The sequence below is a fragment of the Chitinophaga sp. G7 BAM 1005 genome, assembly GCF_057126945.1.
This window is the reverse complement of sequence record NZ_CP181478.1, coordinates 6,079,578-6,094,967: the sequence shown is the minus strand read 5'-3', so window position 1 is coordinate 6,094,967 and position 15,390 is coordinate 6,079,578. Positions and strand designations below refer to the sequence as shown.

The following is a 15,390-nucleotide window of genomic DNA, read 5'->3' as shown; positions in this document are numbered from 1 at the left end:
TTATTGTTAAACGTCCCGGATGAAAAAAGCTTTTTTTTGCCTGAGTACATTAATACTGGCGGCTGTATTATTCAGCTTTGCAGAACTGCCGCCGGTAGCAAAAAAGCCGAATATAGTAATCATCTTCATGGATGACATGGGTTATGGTGACCTTGAATGTTATGCCGGCACTCCCTGGCACACACCTAATATCAACCGTATGGCCGCACAGGGCATGCGTTTCACTTATTTTTATGCGGCGCAGGCAGTTTGTTCTGCATCAAGGGCGGGGTTACTCACTGGCTGTTATCCGAACAGGGTAGGCATTAATGGCGCCTTGTTTCCAATGTCTCCTATTGCGCTGGATACCGCCGAACAAACCATTGCATCTGTTTTGAAGGCACAGGGTTATCACACCGGGATGGTAGGCAAGTGGCATTTGGGTAGCAAGGAACCGTGGCTGCCTTTGCAGCATGGATTTGATGAGTACCTGGGGCTGCCTTATTCCAATGATATGTGGCCGGTACATTATGATGGAAAGCCTTATTCGGATACCTCTGCACATCCGCGGAGAAAGTATCCGCCGCTTCCGCTGATAGAAGGTAACAAGCCGCTGAGATATATTAAAACACTGGAAGATCAGTCGCAGCTCACCACCCTTTATACGGAAAGGGCCTGCCGTTTTATAAAGAATAACCGGCAGCAACCGTTTTTCCTTTACCTGGCGCACAGTATGCCGCATGTGCCTATCGCGGTTTCAAAGAAACATAAAGGAAAAAGTAAGGATGGACTTTTTGGAGATGTGATAGAAGAAGTAGACTGGTCTGTTGGCCAGGTATTAAAGACATTGGAAGAGAATGGTTTATCTGATAACACCCTGGTGATTTTTACCAGTGATAATGGTCCGTGGTTGTCTTATGGTAATCATGCCGGAAACACCGGTGGCCTGCGGGAGGGCAAGGGTACTTCCTGGGAAGGAGGTACGCGGGTGCCGTGCATTATGCGCTGGCCGGGGAAGATCCCTGCCGGTACTGTTTGCAATAAGATGGCAGCCACTATTGACCTGCTCCCTACTGTGGCCAATTTATGCGGGGCTGCTTTGCCCGTCCGGAAAATTGACGGTGTGGATATGAAGTCATTATTATTTAATGAACCGGAAGCAAACCCACGGGATGAACTGGCCGTATATTACCAGGTGAATAGTTTGGAGGCCGTCCGGAAGGGGCCGTGGAAACTGGTGCTTCCGCACAAAAGCAGAACGTATAAATTAAATCTGCCGGGATACGATGGTTTCCCCGGGGCACAGCCGGAAGTAGAAGTACAAATGGCGCTGTATGATATGCGACGCGATCCGGGTGAGACATTAGATGTGCAGAAACAGTTTCCGGAGGTGGTGAAATCCTTGCAGGCAATAGCAGAAAAGTACCGGTTAGCGCTCGGAGATGACCTCACCGGGGCGAAGGGAACTGAGCGTAGAGCGGCTGGAAAGGTACAAATGTAATATATATGTTTAAGTATAATTTGTTTTAAATGAAAGAAATGCCAACTTTTAAATAGTTGATTAGTAGCCGATTGTATTCCCGTTAACCCTTTAAAAGACTGCCAAACACCACGTTATATTTTCGTTTTATTGCTAATATAAAATGAATTGTATATTAATATTTATTGAAAAACCATATATGTATCCGATTGACTGCTGCATGTAATTGTTTCAAATTTGTTACGGGTATGGAACCGTGTGATCTTTCCATTTATAATTTATCAACCATACCAGCTTCCGGGAACTTGCAGTTATCAATGGGAGATTTCATTTGAATATATATATAACCCAAAAGGAATATTATGAAAAAAGTGCGGCCTATAAGTCCTGGTAATTTAGGAGGAGCGCGTGTTTTGGAAGTTTCAGGATTGCACAGCGAATCATCAGAAACGTTACAACAATTAGCAAAAGATATCTGCAACCTGGTTTTTATGGATATAGAGATACCCGGATTGACTGCGATAGAAGCCGCCAGCATAGTAAAAGCAGCTTACCCTGATATAAATGTGCTATTGCTTACCCTGAACGAGACGGAACAGGGATTAACGCAGGTGCCGGCAGCAACCGAAGCGTTTAAGATGGATCATGTACCGCCGGTCTCCCTGACGGAGTTTATTTCTCAGGTTTATGAGACGGCTTTGCAGTCGAATTTAGTGGCGGTTAACAAAGTACTGGCCTTTTTCCGTAAAGAGAAACAGGTTTATCAGGATCCCTATGGATTGTCGCCGCGGGAGAAGGAAATTTTACGTTGCCTGGTAAATGGCGACACCTACAAGGAGATTGCCGAAGGGTGTCATATCAGCGTGGGAACAGTTCGTTCCCATATCATGAATATTTATCGCAAGCTCAATGTAAATTCCCGCTCCAACGCTATTGTAAAGGCAATGAAAGAACACCTGGTCTGATGCCGTAGCGCCTTAGCCCCAGAAACCCTGTGCCTTTACCTGTTTGCCTTGCTGACGTAGCAATTTACGCACCTGCACCACCATCTGCTGATTACCTGCCACATAATAAGTTGTATTTGCCACCGGGAAATCATAATGGTACAGCCATTCATGTAAATCGGTGAAATAATGCCCGTTATTGGAAAGCGGTTGCACCGGCATTTGTAGTAACTGCCGCGTAGCCGGATCTTCCAATTGCAGGAAACAATGAAATTGCTGTTGGATGGTTTTACGCAGATACAAAGAATGGAAGTGCCCTGTGGCGCTGGCATCGCCTATGCATACCAGGTGTTGCGCGCCGGAGGGCTGATGCAGGCCTCCACCGGGTCCTGCATAATACACTTCGTTGCCCGGTTGAAGCTCCAGCGCCCAGGAGCTGCCCGCCCCCTCATGTCCGCAATCCGCTATCAATGTGGCGGTTTGTGCAATGGTGTCCCAGCATGCAACGGTATAGTCGCGGTAAGTATATGGAGCCACCTCACATTTGAGGTGCTGGGTGCTTCGTTCGGGCAATGCCTGCGGCAGTTGCAGATCTATCTCTAATAAAAAATTTCCTATGCGCGCTACGCTTAGTACGTGCGCAGTTTTCCCTATGCGCGACATCAGTAAACTGGTCGCCCTGTCTTTAATTGAAGGCATTTATTAAATGTATTTGATGAGTATAACGCGCCGGATTGTGGCGGGGTAAGTTTGCAGAACAAGGAGGCTGATATTTCCCGGGGCCAAAGGAAAACCGCTACAACGCTTCTTCCGGGGTTTGCCCGTTTATTTCCACATGGTTAACGTCGGCCGTAAAATGTACTGATGGTTTCATAAGTCAAAATTGTTTCTGCAAAACTACCGGACCCGCGCTTCTCCGTTATTACACTATTCCGGGTTATAGTTATACTTTTCCCGGCTTGAGATCCGGAAGGCTACCGGTGTTTGACCGGTATGCTGTTTAAAAAAACGGTTAAAGTACGTGACTTCATTGAACTGCAGGTACCAGGCTATTTCCTTGATGCCGTGTGTGGAATGCAGCAACATCCGCTTCGCTTCCAGGATCCGTCTTGCAGCCAGTAAAGCGGAAGCCGTTTGCCCCGTTTCCTGTTTTACTACTTCATTCAAATGGTCTGTGGTAACATGCAGCGCCCGCGCATAGTCTCCCGGGCTGCTCCAGCTCAACAAGTGCTGCTCCATCAATTCACGGTAACGGGTTAATAACTCCGGTTGTAAGGAAGATCTCCGGGGGCTTTCCGGAAGATAACGCATAAACTGGGTCAGCAGTACCGCCAGGTAATGCTGTAACACCTGCTCCTGTAGCGCCTTGCGCGTATTGAATTCCCGCAGCAGTTGCGCGCACAAATGCCATATTTCCTGGTAAACAGCACTGTCGGGCGTTACGGGGTGCTCCATACATAAAGGCAAAGCAGGGAAGCCGGCAGGTAAAAAATCAGCAGTAAAAGAAATCAGGTACACATCCAGCACCCGATCTTCATCCGTAGACAGGTGCACCTGCCACGGCGTCAATAAAAACATGCTCTCCGGTGGCATATCTATCAGTCTGAAATCCACCATATGCCGGCTCCGCTGTTTGCCTGTTACCGCCAATGTGTAAAACTCGTGCCGGTGGGCCATTGTGAAATCAGCATTGGGGTGGTAGACCGGTTCCCCGGCCTGTTTATAATGAACATCTATCATCAATCCCGGAACAACCAAAAGCTCTTCCAGCCGGTATGATGCAATGATGGATTGTTTTCCTTTTTTCATAACAACATCCTCACTCCATTATCAGACGATTGAACAAAACAATTATTGTATAATTTTCTTTTTTTGCTTTTGCAGGATAGAAATTTTCTTTCTGCACTGCCTTAGAAAGATACCTGAAATGGGTAAAATTGCATACATTTATTTGCAACCGATTGCATAGTTTCGGATTATATTAACACAACCAAGTTTCAGCATACCTGTAGAAGTGATAATAATACTGATTTGAAACGTTGATAAGAAGAATACCGATGGTACAAAATCCTGCTGGTAGTGGTTGCGGTAAGCAAGGAAATGGAAACAGGCATGGCTCAACCTGAAAAGTAATATATTGATGATAAAGTATCTGTTAGCAGTATCACTGATGTTATTGGCCGGAAACGCCGCCGCCATCCCGGCAGGTTCTCCGCTAAAGCTCTGGTACCGGCAACCGTATGCCATGATCTGTTCTGTACTTGGAGGCAACTGTCGTATTCGTAGAAATTACCGGTGTTGCAGTTGGAAAAAGTTTTTGAGTATGATTTTCAGCTGCACCTGGTAAAACTTTATATGCTACCGGCGGTATGTTACTAAGTGGAGATGATCTTACTAAGATATCACGGGAACGGCTCAACGTTTTGAAGAAAGCTTTGCCACCCACCGCAAAGGCAGCTGTTTTTGAAGGTGCTGATTTTGAAACAGGAAGGGTTACTACGGCCGCAGGTAAACAGGTAATCCTTCTCAACTGGCAATCATCTTCCAAAAAAATAGCAGTAAAACTTGATCAGCCGTGCAAGGTATCAGACTACTGGACAGGCAAGGATCTTGGCACACACAGCGGCTCCTTTGTGATGGAATTGGCAGTACATGATGGCCGCGTATTATTATTAACACAAAAAAAATAATTCCATGCGTACGTTCCTGTTAGCCTTGTTTATTAGTATCTCCTGCATTATGCAGGCGCAATCGCCCTATCAGCAAAAGCTGCTCAAAGATACACGGCCGGCAGTGATTAAACGGGCCGCATGGGCAATGCAACTGGCGCCCCAAACGATTACTGCTTTTCAATGTGATCGCAGCGCCGGCGGCATACATGATTTCTATTCAGAAGGAGATTATTGGTGGCCCGACCCGGCAAATCCAAACGGGCCTTACATCCAGCGCGATGGCCAAACCAATCCTGAAAATTTTGTAACGCACCGGCAGGCCATGATCCGCTTCAGCCGGGTGATGGGCGCACTGGCGGCGGGATATATTGCTACCAGGGATAACACCTATCTGCAACAGGCGTTGCTGCATGCAAAGGCGTGGTTTGAAACACCCGCTACGCGCATGAACCCTTTGTTGCTGTATGCACAGGCTATCAAAGGAAAAGTAACCGGCCGGGGTATCGGTATTATTGATACCATCCACCTGGTGGAAGTGGTACAGGCATTGCGTATTATGGAGAAAGCCGGGGCCATTCCGCCGGAAGATCTTGCCGCTTTTAAAAGCTGGTTCAGCGAGTATCTGCAATGGCTGACCACACATCCTTACGGGAAAGATGAAATGAATGCCGCCAATAATCACGGTACCTGTTGGGTAATGCAGGTAGCGGCTTTTGCACGTTTTGTGAATAATAAAGAACTACTTGAGTTTTGCAGCAACCGTTATAAAACAGTATTGCTGCCCCGCCAGATGGCTGCTGACGGCAGTTTTCCGCTGGAACTGAAACGGACTAAACCTTACGGCTACTCGTTGTTTAACCTTGATGCCATGAGTACCATCTGCCAGTTGCTGAGCACACCGGATAATGATCTGTGGCAGTTTACAGCAGACAGTAGTAAAAGTATCGCCAAAGGGATTGCCTATCTCTATCCTTATATAAACAATAAGAACAGCTGGCCTTTTGCGCATGATGTGATGTACTGGAACAGCTGGCCGGTGGCGCAACCCTTCCTTATTTTTGGTGCGGTTGCTTTTCAGCGCCCGGAATATTACCGCTTATGGCTGTCGCTCAATAGCGATCCGGAGGAAGAAGAGGTGCTGAGAAACCTCCCGGTGAGGAATCCTCTGATCTGGTTATGAGCGCTTCAGAATTTACAATTATTTAAGATTCAAATGCTTTATTTTCTTAATATAAATCCTTAACTTTAGAAGACTATACACTATGTTTAAACTTTAGAGAAATGAGTTGGATGGACGACTTGTATGTTATTTACCAGAAACTGGATGCCACCGGTTGTGAAGAGGTAAAACATGACATTTTAAAAGCCCAGATTGATGGCTGTAACCGCGGAGAGATCTATTTCCTGGTATTACAACAACTGGTACAGATCAAAACAGGTAAGGCGCCTGTTTATGAGTTGATTAAGGGAGAAGTAGAAAGTATTATCCACTACAGTAAAGGACAATACCTGAGTTAATTATTTTAATTCTTCTATCAGTTTCTGCACTTTGAGATAATTCGGTGCGCCGGATGGAATTTTTAATAACCATTCGAGGCATTGCTGTTTACGCCCTTCTCTCAGGTAGCTCAACGCCATATAAAATGCTGCTTCATACCGGAGTTCGCTGCTGTTGTTAAAAACAGTCAGCAGATCCTGTCTTGCGCGCTCCATCTGGTTTTGGTCGATCAGGGCCACGCCACGGTAGTAGCGGGCATATAGGTTGCCAGGGTTGGCTATCAGCGCTTTATTCAGTAGTAAAATTGCTTCGTTGAAGTGACCGTGATTGAATTGTACGATGGCTTCTTCCGGAAGCCGCAGGCTGTCTATATCCGGGATCTGCATTTCTGTGGAGGCAAACTGCCGGTAGATATTTTTTGTCCACGGGCTTACATACAGCAATATGGCCATTCCTGCCGCTATCAGCGCAGTAAGGATCACATAGTTACGGATGTGAATGGGCGAATTATCTTTTAGCGTGTACCAGGCGTTGCGGTGAGTAAACAGCAAATGTTGCAACTCATCCCGGTTGGTGTCGTTACAGATCTTCTGGCCCAGCAGTTGGCGAACGGCATCAAAGCGTTTTACCTGTTGGGTAAGCAGGGCATCGTTTTGCAGTTTTTCGGAGAACGACTTACGTTCTGCCTCGTTCATCTGCCCGCTGAGGAAACGGTCTGTTTCCAGCAGGTCTTTTTCAGAAAGGCTATTGGCTTTTAGTTTTATATCGATGTCCCTGAACAGGCTGCGGAAACAATCGGTTCTTCTGCCGGATAGTTCGTTAACGGGGATATTGGTTTCTGCGGCAATGTCTTCCTGCAGAAAGCCATCTGTGAGCGACCAGCGGAGTAGTTCCTTACATTCGTCGGAGAGGGCCAGGTAGTAGTGATAGGCGAGTCTCCTTTTTTCTCCTTCTTTCAGCACATCTTCCACATCCTGGATATCATCTCTGCTCATGGTGGAGAGCTCTTCTGCCTCCAGGCCGGGAATACGTTGTCCTCTTCTTTCCAGTTCCTGTTCCCAGATACGTTTGCACAACAGTTGCAGAAAGGGCTCAAAGTCGGTGACTTTCAGCGGGTGACGGCGGGCGAAGTAATAAATGTCCATCAGGGCTTCTTCGAAAATATGGGCCGCATCTTTTACGTGACCGCTTTTTTGCAGAATGAACCGCTTTTCTTTGGAAGCAAACCGCTGATAAATATTTTCAATTACTGCTGGTGTATGGTGAAGCAATCCCTCAATATATTCCTGGTCGTTATTTATTAATTGTTCAGGTGACATACATATCGTTTTTGCCGGTTCCTCTGTACTAAAAATATTAAACCTTGCCGAAGTGACCTAATTATTTATTCCGGTCTGTACAAATGCGATGCGGGTGCGGTGGAACTCATTTCCTCTTCCCATACCCTGTTGCTGCACCCGGGCTGTACCGTGGCGCTTTGTTCACGCTATGCTGCCTTTGAAAGAAATCAACAGCTACTTCCATCCTGATATACGGGCGCCACCTTCCGCAGCCAGCCTGCATAAACGCGGCCTGGTTGTTGACTTTGAAAATAAATTTGCAGAAGAAACGCTGGAATTACTGCAAAAGATGCTAAAGGTACCTTTGGGAGAAAGACAGTGCCAACCGGTATTACATAACGTTGAAATAAAGAATGGTCAGCTCAGGTTTAAGCCTGCTGTTAATTGTTTAAGGATCGTTTTCAGCTGTGTAAATGCTTCTTCACCTATAATACCGGCGTACAGGTCCTGTACTTCATCTACTGCTTCATAGGCGTTGATCATAAACTCCTTTCCTTTCTCCGTCAGGAAAATAATGCTGGCGCGGTTATCGGTATCGTGTTTGCGGGTGCCTATATAGTTGTCTGCTTCCAGGTTCTTTACCACCTTGCTCATGGCTTGTTTGCTGATACGCGCTTTCCTGGCGAGATCGTTGTTAATAGTGCCCTGCGCATCGATGTGTACCAGGAGCACCATATCTCCCAGTTTGAAATTTTTGTATCCGCGCTCCAGTAGCTTTTGTGTAATACGCAGGTCTATATCTTTTTTGAACAAATTGATCAGGCGGGCGAGGCTATCCGGTCTTTTGGCCAGGCATGCCTCATATCTCGCATCTATAGTTGCGCTCATCATATTGTAGGTTTGGTAAAAGTGTACAGTTGATAAAATCTTGTCCTGATGCAATGCTACAAAAAAGCGGTGATTTTTTGCGCGCTGCTTTTTAAAATTTGTGTCTGCCCGGTGCTAAAAACAGGAAGACCCGCCGGTAAGGCGGGTCTTTAATATATTTTTAAGGTAGTGTTATTTGTACACGTAATCAGCCATTACGGTATATGTTCAAATACGCTTTCTGCCCTGGTGTAGCATCTCAGTCCGACGATGGTATTGCTTATCCCCACCTTTACTCTTTGTGCAGACCTGATACTGGTAGATGTCAGTCAATCAGAGCCTAAAGCCCCCGCGATACCCATTTCCAGTCCACGCAGTTCTGCCAGTCCGCGTAAACGGCCGATAGCGCTGTATCCCGGATTGGTTTTCTTGTGCAGGTCATCCAGCATCTGGTGGCCATGATCCGGGCGCATAGGAATGGAAACATTGCGGCGTTTCATGGTGAGCAGGATGTTTTTCACCACGGCAAACATGTCTACGTCGCCTTCCAGGTGGTTGGCTTCGTGGAAGTTGCCCAGCGCATCCCGTTGTGTGCTGCGCAGGTGGATGAAGTGGATATGTTCGCCCAGGCGTTCTATCATGCCGGGAAGATCATTGTCGGCCCGTACGCCATAGGAGCCGGTGCAAAAACACAAACCATTGGAGGTATATGGTGCAGCAATGAGGAGTTCGCGGGCATCCTGTTCGGTGCTTACCACACGCGGCAGTCCGAAGATAGGGAAGGGAGGATCATCCGGGTGGATAGCCAGTTTAATGCCGGCTTCTTCTGCAACGGGTGCTATTTGCTGAAGGAAATAGAACAGGTGTAGTTTCAGCTGGGTGGCATCAATGCCTTTATATTTATCCAATGCGGTCTGGAACTGTTGCAGCGTAAAGCTTTCTTCAGATCCGGGTAATCCGGCAATGATATTTTTTTGTAACAGTTCTTTGTCGGCTGCAGTCATGCTGTCGAAATGTTCCTTTGCGCGGGCCATCTCTTCTTCACTATAATCTTTCTCTGCATCTGGTCTTTGTAACATGAACAGATCGAATGCCATGAACGCCGCTTTTTCAAAGCGCAGCGCTTTGGAGCCGTCTTCTACGGTATAGGCCAAATCGGTGCGGGTCCAGTCGAGTACCGGCATAAAGTTATACGTAACGGTACGTATACCACATGCCGCCAGGTTCCGCAAGGATTGCTGGTAGTTGTGGATATAGTCCCTGAAACGGCCGCTTTGCGTTTTAATGTCTTCATGTACCGGGACGCTCTCCACAACAGACCAGTTGAGCCCTGCTGCTTCTATGATGGCTTTCCGCTTTTGTATCTCCTCCTTCGTCCATACCACTCCATTAGGCACATGGTGCAATGCGGTTACAATTCCGGTAGCTCCTGCCTGTTTAATATCAGACAAGCTAACCGGATCATTGGGCCCGTACCACCGCCATGTCTGTTCCATTCTCAGCATAATGCAAATACGTTTAGTAAATCCAGAATTTCTAATTCCAAACCCCAAAAATATAATCTATCCACACATATACAAACTTTGATTTCAAATTTTAAGGCCGTCTGCAGTGATCAGGGTGATCATGAGGTCCATCACATTTGTTTGGGTGGGGCCCGTAATCATTAACCCGCCTGCTTTTGAGAAGAAATGCCAGGCATCGTTCTGTTGTAAAAAACTATTTGGATCGAGCTGCATTTTTGCGGCATTTTTCATCGTTGATGCATCTACGATAGCTCCTGCAGCATTGGTTGGGCCATCGCTGCCATCGGTACCTCCACTCAGAAAAGTAAGCGCAGGATAACCGGTAAGGGCGATGCCCGCTGCCAGTGCCAGCTGCTGATTACGGCCACCACGGCCATTCCCGGTTATTGCTATGGTAGTTTCGCCACCTGCCAGCAAACAGGCCGGCAAAGGACCGTTATATCGGAGCGCGGTTTGTATCAGTTCGTCAGCTACGGCATGTACTTCTCCCGTAATAGTATCAGACAGCAATACCGGGTGATACCCCAGCTGCAGGGCTTTTGCCGCCGCCGCTTCCAATGCCACGCGGTTGGTACCGGTGAGATAGTTGTGGGTATGCTGCAGGGAAGGATCGCCGGGTTTGGGCGTTTCAGGTATCCTGCCTGCGAGGCCGTTTTCAATATGTTGGAGGAGGAACGCGGGTATTTTTTCCGGGAGATGATATTTGCGGAGTACATTCATGGTATCTGCAAAGGTAGACGGGTCGGCCACTGTAGGCCCTGATCCTATCACGCTGAGGTCATCGCCCACCACATCGCTGAGAACAAGGGTACATAACGTAGCCGGATATATGCTTTTTGCCAGTTGTCCGCCCTTGATACCGGAAAGATGTTTTCGTACGGTGTTCATTTCCCGGATATCGGCGCCGCTTTTCAGCAAGGCATCAAACAGTTGTTGTACATCGGGTAAACTGCTGTGTGCCGGTACATCCGCCAGCAGCGCGGAGGCGCCACCGGAAAGTAAAAAGATAACGAGGTCGTGCTGCTGCACTTTAGCGGCTATGTTCAGCAGTTTAACGGAAGCGGCTACACTCTGTTCGTCGGGTACCGGGTGACCGGCTTCCACCAGTTCTACCCGTTGTAACGGTAACGCATGTCCGTACTTTGTAACTACCATTCCCTGCACCGGGAAATGCGCTATCAGTATGTTTTCCAGCTCCTGTGCCATTGCGGCGGCAGCTTTGCCCGCACCCAGTATCCAAACAGCCGCCTGCTCCGGGATGGCGTAGCTATCTCCCGAAATATTAATAACACGGGTAGCAGGTATTACCTGCACATTTTTCCGGATCAGCTGCTGCGGATGTACTGCTGCTACGCCCTGCAGGAAAATATCTTTTATATCGGCAGTGGTGTTGTTCATTTTTCCAGGCATAAAAAAAGCAGTGAGACAACTCACTGCTAATATCTTCAAGTTAAGAAATTTATTGCGGTTGGGTGGCGTCTTTGGCATCCTTCTTTTGCCGCTTTTTTTCCATTTTTTGTTCCAGCTGGTCCTTTTTAGTCATTTCCCAGTCGTTCCACTTCTTATACTGTGCGGGCGTAAACACGGTTTTAAAGCGCTGGCTGCGCTCTGTATCCAGGGCTTTAAACTGTGTCATGCGCTCCTTTTTGGAGAGGGAAGGATTGTTTTTCACGGCATCCATCCGGCGCACAATATCCTGGTTGATCACCAGGATCTTTTTTTCCTGGTCTTTGCTCAGATTTACCTTGTGGGAAATCTTATCCGTTATTTTATCGGCTCGTCCTTCCGCTGTCCAGCGGCCTTTTGTATTGGCAGTATCTTTTACCTGGGCACTGGTAGTAAAGGTAGTTGTTGCAAAGAAAACGGTTAGCAGCATCCATGTATAAACAGAAATAAACTTCATAGTCAGCAAGTATTATACGAATTTAAACAAACTTAAGCTGTAAACCCTTTTCAAATTATCCCTTTTTCGTGTGAATCCAAAATACACTTACCACTCATAAAAAATATGCCGTTTTATTTAGTCCCGCCTTAATGATTTATTACATTTAGCGGATCAACTGAATCTGAACCGAAAAAATAAAAGATTTACATGAAAAGAGCTTTTGAGAAACCCGGGACGGCCCTGCTGTTGCGGTGTATTACCTATGCTATGAAGCGGCGTAGTAAGCTGTTGTTACTGGCCCTGCTGGCAACCGGCCGGGCCGCCAGCGCACAGGAAACCTATCCGCTCAATGGGATTGCCGATCCCCGCGAAGGGTGCTTTGCTTTTACACATGCCACCATTGTAAAAGACCCGCAAACCACCCTGAACAATGCCACACTGGTGATCCGCGACGGGAAAATAGTGTCTGCCGGTACATCGGCCGCTATCCCGAAAGACGCCGTGATATTGGATTGTAAAGGAAAATACATTTATCCTTCCTTTGTGGATATCTTCAGCAATTATGGTTTGTCGGAGCCCAAACGGGGAGCGTCCGCGTGGAATGCACCACCCCAGTTCCTGTCTAATACCAAAGGCGCCTATGGCTGGAACCAGGCCATCAGAAGCGAAGTGAATGCCGTGGATCTTTTTTCGGCAGATGATGGAAAGGCCGCGCCCCTGCGTGAAGCGGGATTTGGCGCCGTGCTTACCCAGCAGCCCGATGGTATCGCCCGCGGTACCGCGGCACTGGTAACCCTGGCCACCGCAAAAGAAAACAAAGTCATTATCCGGGAGAAAGCCGCTGCAGCCTATTCATTTGACAAAGGCAGCTCCACGCAAAACTACCCTAACTCGCTGATGGGCTGCATCGCCCTGCTGCGACAAACTTTCCTGGATGCGCAATGGTATAAAACCCAGCCCGCCAAAGAAGGCGTGAACCTCAGCCTGGAGGCATGGAATGCCAGCCTGCAGCTACCTCAGCTGTTTGAAGTTACCGATAAATGGGATGCGCTTCGCGCAGATAAAATAGGAGACGAATTTGGTGTGCAGTATATCATCCGGGCCAGTGGCAATGAATACCAGCGCATACCCGAAATGGCCGCGACAAAAGCCACTTTCGCGTTGCCGCTTAACTTCCCCGGCGCTATCGATATGGAAGATCCCGCAGATGCACGCTATGTTTCACTGGCGGAGATGAAACACTGGGAAATGGCGCCTACTGAGCCCGCCGCATTTGAAAAAGCAGGTATTCCCTTCTGTTTAACCGCTGCCGATCTGAAAGATGTAAAACAATTCCTGGCCAACGTGCGGAAAGCCATCAGTTATGGCCTCAGCGAACAAAAAGCACTGGAAGCATTAACAAAAACGCCGGCCACACTCATCAAGGCTTATGATAAAGTGGGTAGCCTGGAACCGGGTAAACTGGCCAATTTCCTCATTACTTCCGGGCCCGTTTTTAGCGAAAAAACTATCCTGTACCAGAACTGGGTACAAGGGAACCGCTATACCATTAAAGCCGATGGCTGGAATGATATCCGTGGTATCTATACCGTAAATCTCATTCCCGGCGGCAGCTATTCCGTAGAAGTGAGAGGCACCGCGGCTGCACCCTTGCTGTCTGTTTTACAGAAAGATACCCTTCCGGGCCGCATCGATGTAAACGGAAAACTGGTATCGCTGTCGCTGACGCTGGCAAAAAACAGCAAAAGCAATATTCGTCTCAGTGGTATCATCGGCGATAACAGCTGGAACGGCACCGGCGCCGACACCAGCGGCAACCTCGTAAAATGGACTGCCGTATTTGTAAAGACCGCCCCGGAAAAAGCGGATTCTGTAAAGAAAGAAACACCATTGGCCATAGGCCCGCTGTATTATCCGTTTAATGGCTACGGCTGGGAAAAACTACCCTCGCAGCAGGACCTGCTGATCAAAAATGCCACCGTATGGACCAGCGAAAAAGAAGGGAAACTGGAAAATACAGACGTTTTAATCCGCAATGGTAAAATTGCCCAGGTGGGTAAAAACCTCGCTGCCGGCAATGCCCGCGTAATCGACGGTACCGGCAAGCACCTGAGCGCCGGCATCATCGACGAACACTCGCACATCGCACTCAGCAGGGGAGTAAACGAATCATCGCAGTCGGTTACTTCGGAAGTACGGATCGCAGATGTACTCAATCCCGACGATATCAATATTTACCGCCAGCTGAGCGGCGGCGTAACAGCATCCCATTTATTGCATGGCAGCGCCAACGCCATCGGCGGACAGTCGCAGCTGATTAAACTCCGCTGGGGACAAAATGCAGAAAACCTGAAAGTGACCAACTGGGACCCTTTCATCAAATTTGCATTGGGTGAAAACGTAAAACAATCCAACTGGGGTGATCGTAATACCGTGCGTTTCCCGCAAACAAGAATGGGAGTAGAACAGATTTATACAGATGCGTTTACCCGTGCGCTTGACTATGAAAAACAAGGCCCAGGCAAGCGCCGTGACCTTGAACTGGACGCCCTCGTGGAAATATTACACCAGAAGCGTTTTATTACCTGTCACTCTTATGTGCAGAGTGAAATCAATATGCTCATGCACGTAGCAGACAGCTTTCACTTCAAAGTAAATACGTTCACACATATTCTCGAAGGATATAAAGTAGCCGATAAGATGAAAGCGCATGGCGCCGGTGCAGGCACCTTCGCCGACTGGTGGGCTTATAAAATGGAAGTACAGGACGCCATCCCTTACAACGCCGCCATCATGCAGGGAGCAGGTGTGCTCACCGCCATCAACTCCGATGATGCGGAAATGGCACGCCGCCTGAACCAGGAAGCCGCCAAGAGCATCAAATACGGCGGCATGACCGAAGATGAAGCCATTAAGCTGGTGACCATCAACCCCGCTAAATTGCTGCATGTAGACAACCGCATGGGAAGCATCAAAGTAGGTAAAGATGCCGATGTAGTGCTGTGGAGCGATAACCCGTTAAGTATTTACGCGAAAGCAGAAAAGACCATCGTGGATGGTATCGTGGAATTTGACCGCGACAACGATCTGCAGTTGCGCAAGCGCATTGCAACGGAGCGTAACCGTCTTACCCAGTTATTGCTGGCAGAAAAGAAAAAGGGCACGCCTACCCGCAAAGCGTCGCTGACGCCGGAGGAAATATATCATTGTGAAGATCTGCAGGGCGGACATCAGCAAGCTATTGGTTATTGATCTGTTA

13 protein-coding genes are annotated in these 15,390 nt (G+C 47.9%); 6 read left to right on the top strand and 7 right to left on the bottom strand.

Annotated elements, in window-relative coordinates; translation table 11 throughout:
* The first annotated feature begins 19 nt into the window (after positions 1-19).
* Positions 20-1,480 (top strand): sulfatase family protein, encoded by a 1,461-nt coding sequence (locus ACMXI2_RS24455; protein ID WP_483778602.1) that lies wholly within the window; start codon positions 20-22, stop codon positions 1,478-1,480.
* A 341-nt stretch (positions 1,481-1,821) separates the two neighbouring features.
* Positions 1,822-2,424 (top strand): LuxR C-terminal-related transcriptional regulator, encoded by a 603-nt coding sequence (locus ACMXI2_RS24450; protein ID WP_483778601.1) that lies wholly within the window; start codon positions 1,822-1,824, stop codon positions 2,422-2,424.
* Positions 2,425-2,436: 12 nt separating this feature from the next.
* On the opposite strand, the gene ACMXI2_RS24445 is transcribed toward ACMXI2_RS24450, so the two are convergent.
* Both ACMXI2_RS24445 and ACMXI2_RS24440 read right to left on the bottom strand, forming a co-directional pair.
* Positions 2,437-3,102: a siderophore-interacting protein gene (locus tag ACMXI2_RS24445; RefSeq protein ID WP_483778600.1), complete on the bottom strand. Its 666-nt coding sequence runs from the start codon at positions 3,100-3,102 to the stop codon at positions 2,437-2,439.
* 228 nt (positions 3,103-3,330) lie between these two features.
* Positions 3,331-4,212 carry a helix-turn-helix domain-containing protein gene (locus ACMXI2_RS24440; RefSeq protein ID WP_483778599.1) on the bottom strand — a complete coding sequence of 294 codons (882 nt, stop codon included), beginning with the start codon at positions 4,210-4,212 and terminating at the stop codon, positions 3,331-3,333.
* A 560-nt stretch (positions 4,213-4,772) separates the two neighbouring features.
* Here ACMXI2_RS24440 and ACMXI2_RS24435 point away from each other — a divergent pair.
* From ACMXI2_RS24435 to ACMXI2_RS24425, 3 genes are all read left to right on the top strand, one after another.
* Entirely contained in the window at positions 4,773-5,093 is a 321-nt protein-coding gene (locus tag ACMXI2_RS24435) for a hypothetical protein (RefSeq protein WP_483778598.1), read from the top strand.
* 4 nt (positions 5,094-5,097) lie between these two features.
* Positions 5,098-6,255: an alginate lyase family protein gene (locus tag ACMXI2_RS24430; RefSeq protein WP_483778597.1), complete on the top strand. Its 1,158-nt coding sequence runs from the start codon at positions 5,098-5,100 to the stop codon at positions 6,253-6,255.
* Positions 6,256-6,356: 101 nt separating this feature from the next.
* Positions 6,357-6,593, top strand: coding sequence for a hypothetical protein (locus ACMXI2_RS24425; protein ID WP_483778596.1), 237 nt, complete (start codon positions 6,357-6,359; stop codon positions 6,591-6,593).
* Here ACMXI2_RS24425 and ACMXI2_RS24420 read toward each other — a convergent pair whose 3' ends face one another.
* The 5 genes from ACMXI2_RS24420 to ACMXI2_RS24400 all read right to left on the bottom strand — a co-directional run bounded on the left by ACMXI2_RS24420 (position 6,594) and on the right by ACMXI2_RS24400 (position 12,149).
* On the bottom strand, positions 6,594-7,892 hold the full coding sequence (locus ACMXI2_RS24420; RefSeq protein ID WP_483778595.1) for a tetratricopeptide repeat protein: 1,299 nt from the start codon (positions 7,890-7,892) through the stop codon (positions 6,594-6,596).
* Between the two features lie 378 nt (positions 7,893-8,270).
* Complete coding sequence (locus ACMXI2_RS24415) at positions 8,271-8,741, bottom strand: MarR family winged helix-turn-helix transcriptional regulator (RefSeq protein ID WP_159454348.1); 471 nt, start codon at positions 8,739-8,741, stop codon at positions 8,271-8,273.
* 308 nt (positions 8,742-9,049) lie between these two features.
* Positions 9,050-10,225, bottom strand: a complete 1,176-nt coding sequence (gene uxuA / locus ACMXI2_RS24410) for a mannonate dehydratase (protein ID WP_483778594.1) — start codon at positions 10,223-10,225, stop codon at positions 9,050-9,052.
* An 84-nt stretch (positions 10,226-10,309) separates the two neighbouring features.
* Positions 10,310-11,695, bottom strand: coding sequence for a glycerate kinase type-2 family protein (locus ACMXI2_RS24405; protein WP_483778593.1), 1,386 nt, complete (start codon positions 11,693-11,695; stop codon positions 10,310-10,312).
* 10 nt (positions 11,696-11,705) lie between these two features.
* Positions 11,706-12,149, bottom strand: a complete 444-nt coding sequence (locus ACMXI2_RS24400) for a hypothetical protein (RefSeq protein WP_483778592.1) — start codon at positions 12,147-12,149, stop codon at positions 11,706-11,708.
* Between the two features lie 189 nt (positions 12,150-12,338).
* On the opposite strand from ACMXI2_RS24400, the gene ACMXI2_RS24395 reads away from it, so the two are divergent.
* Positions 12,339-15,383, top strand: a complete 3,045-nt coding sequence (locus ACMXI2_RS24395; protein ID WP_483778591.1) for an amidohydrolase family protein — start codon at positions 12,339-12,341, stop codon at positions 15,381-15,383.
* The last annotated feature ends 7 nt before the right edge of the window (positions 15,384-15,390 follow it).

Coding starts and splice junctions, on each gene's coding strand:
- ACMXI2_RS24455 (WP_483778602.1), top strand. CDS start 20: ATGAAAAAAGCTTTTTTTTGCCTGAGTACATTAATACTGGCGGCTGTA.
- ACMXI2_RS24450 (WP_483778601.1), top strand. CDS start 1,822: ATGAAAAAAGTGCGGCCTATAAGTCCTGGTAATTTAGGAGGAGCGCGT.
- ACMXI2_RS24445 (WP_483778600.1), bottom strand. CDS start 3,102: ATGCCTTCAATTAAAGACAGGGCGACCAGTTTACTGATGTCGCGCATA.
- ACMXI2_RS24440 (WP_483778599.1), bottom strand. CDS start 4,212: ATGAAAAAAGGAAAACAATCCATCATTGCATCATACCGGCTGGAAGAG.
- ACMXI2_RS24435 (WP_483778598.1), top strand. CDS start 4,773: ATGTTACTAAGTGGAGATGATCTTACTAAGATATCACGGGAACGGCTC.
- ACMXI2_RS24430 (WP_483778597.1), top strand. CDS start 5,098: ATGCGTACGTTCCTGTTAGCCTTGTTTATTAGTATCTCCTGCATTATG.
- ACMXI2_RS24425 (WP_483778596.1), top strand. CDS start 6,357: ATGAGTTGGATGGACGACTTGTATGTTATTTACCAGAAACTGGATGCC.
- ACMXI2_RS24420 (WP_483778595.1), bottom strand. CDS start 7,892: ATGTCACCTGAACAATTAATAAATAACGACCAGGAATATATTGAGGGA.
- ACMXI2_RS24415 (WP_159454348.1), bottom strand. CDS start 8,741: ATGAGCGCAACTATAGATGCGAGATATGAGGCATGCCTGGCCAAAAGA.
- uxuA (WP_483778594.1), bottom strand. CDS start 10,225: ATGCTGAGAATGGAACAGACATGGCGGTGGTACGGGCCCAATGATCCG.
- ACMXI2_RS24400 (WP_483778592.1), bottom strand. CDS start 12,149: ATGAAGTTTATTTCTGTTTATACATGGATGCTGCTAACCGTTTTCTTT.
- ACMXI2_RS24395 (WP_483778591.1), top strand. CDS start 12,339: ATGAAAAGAGCTTTTGAGAAACCCGGGACGGCCCTGCTGTTGCGGTGT.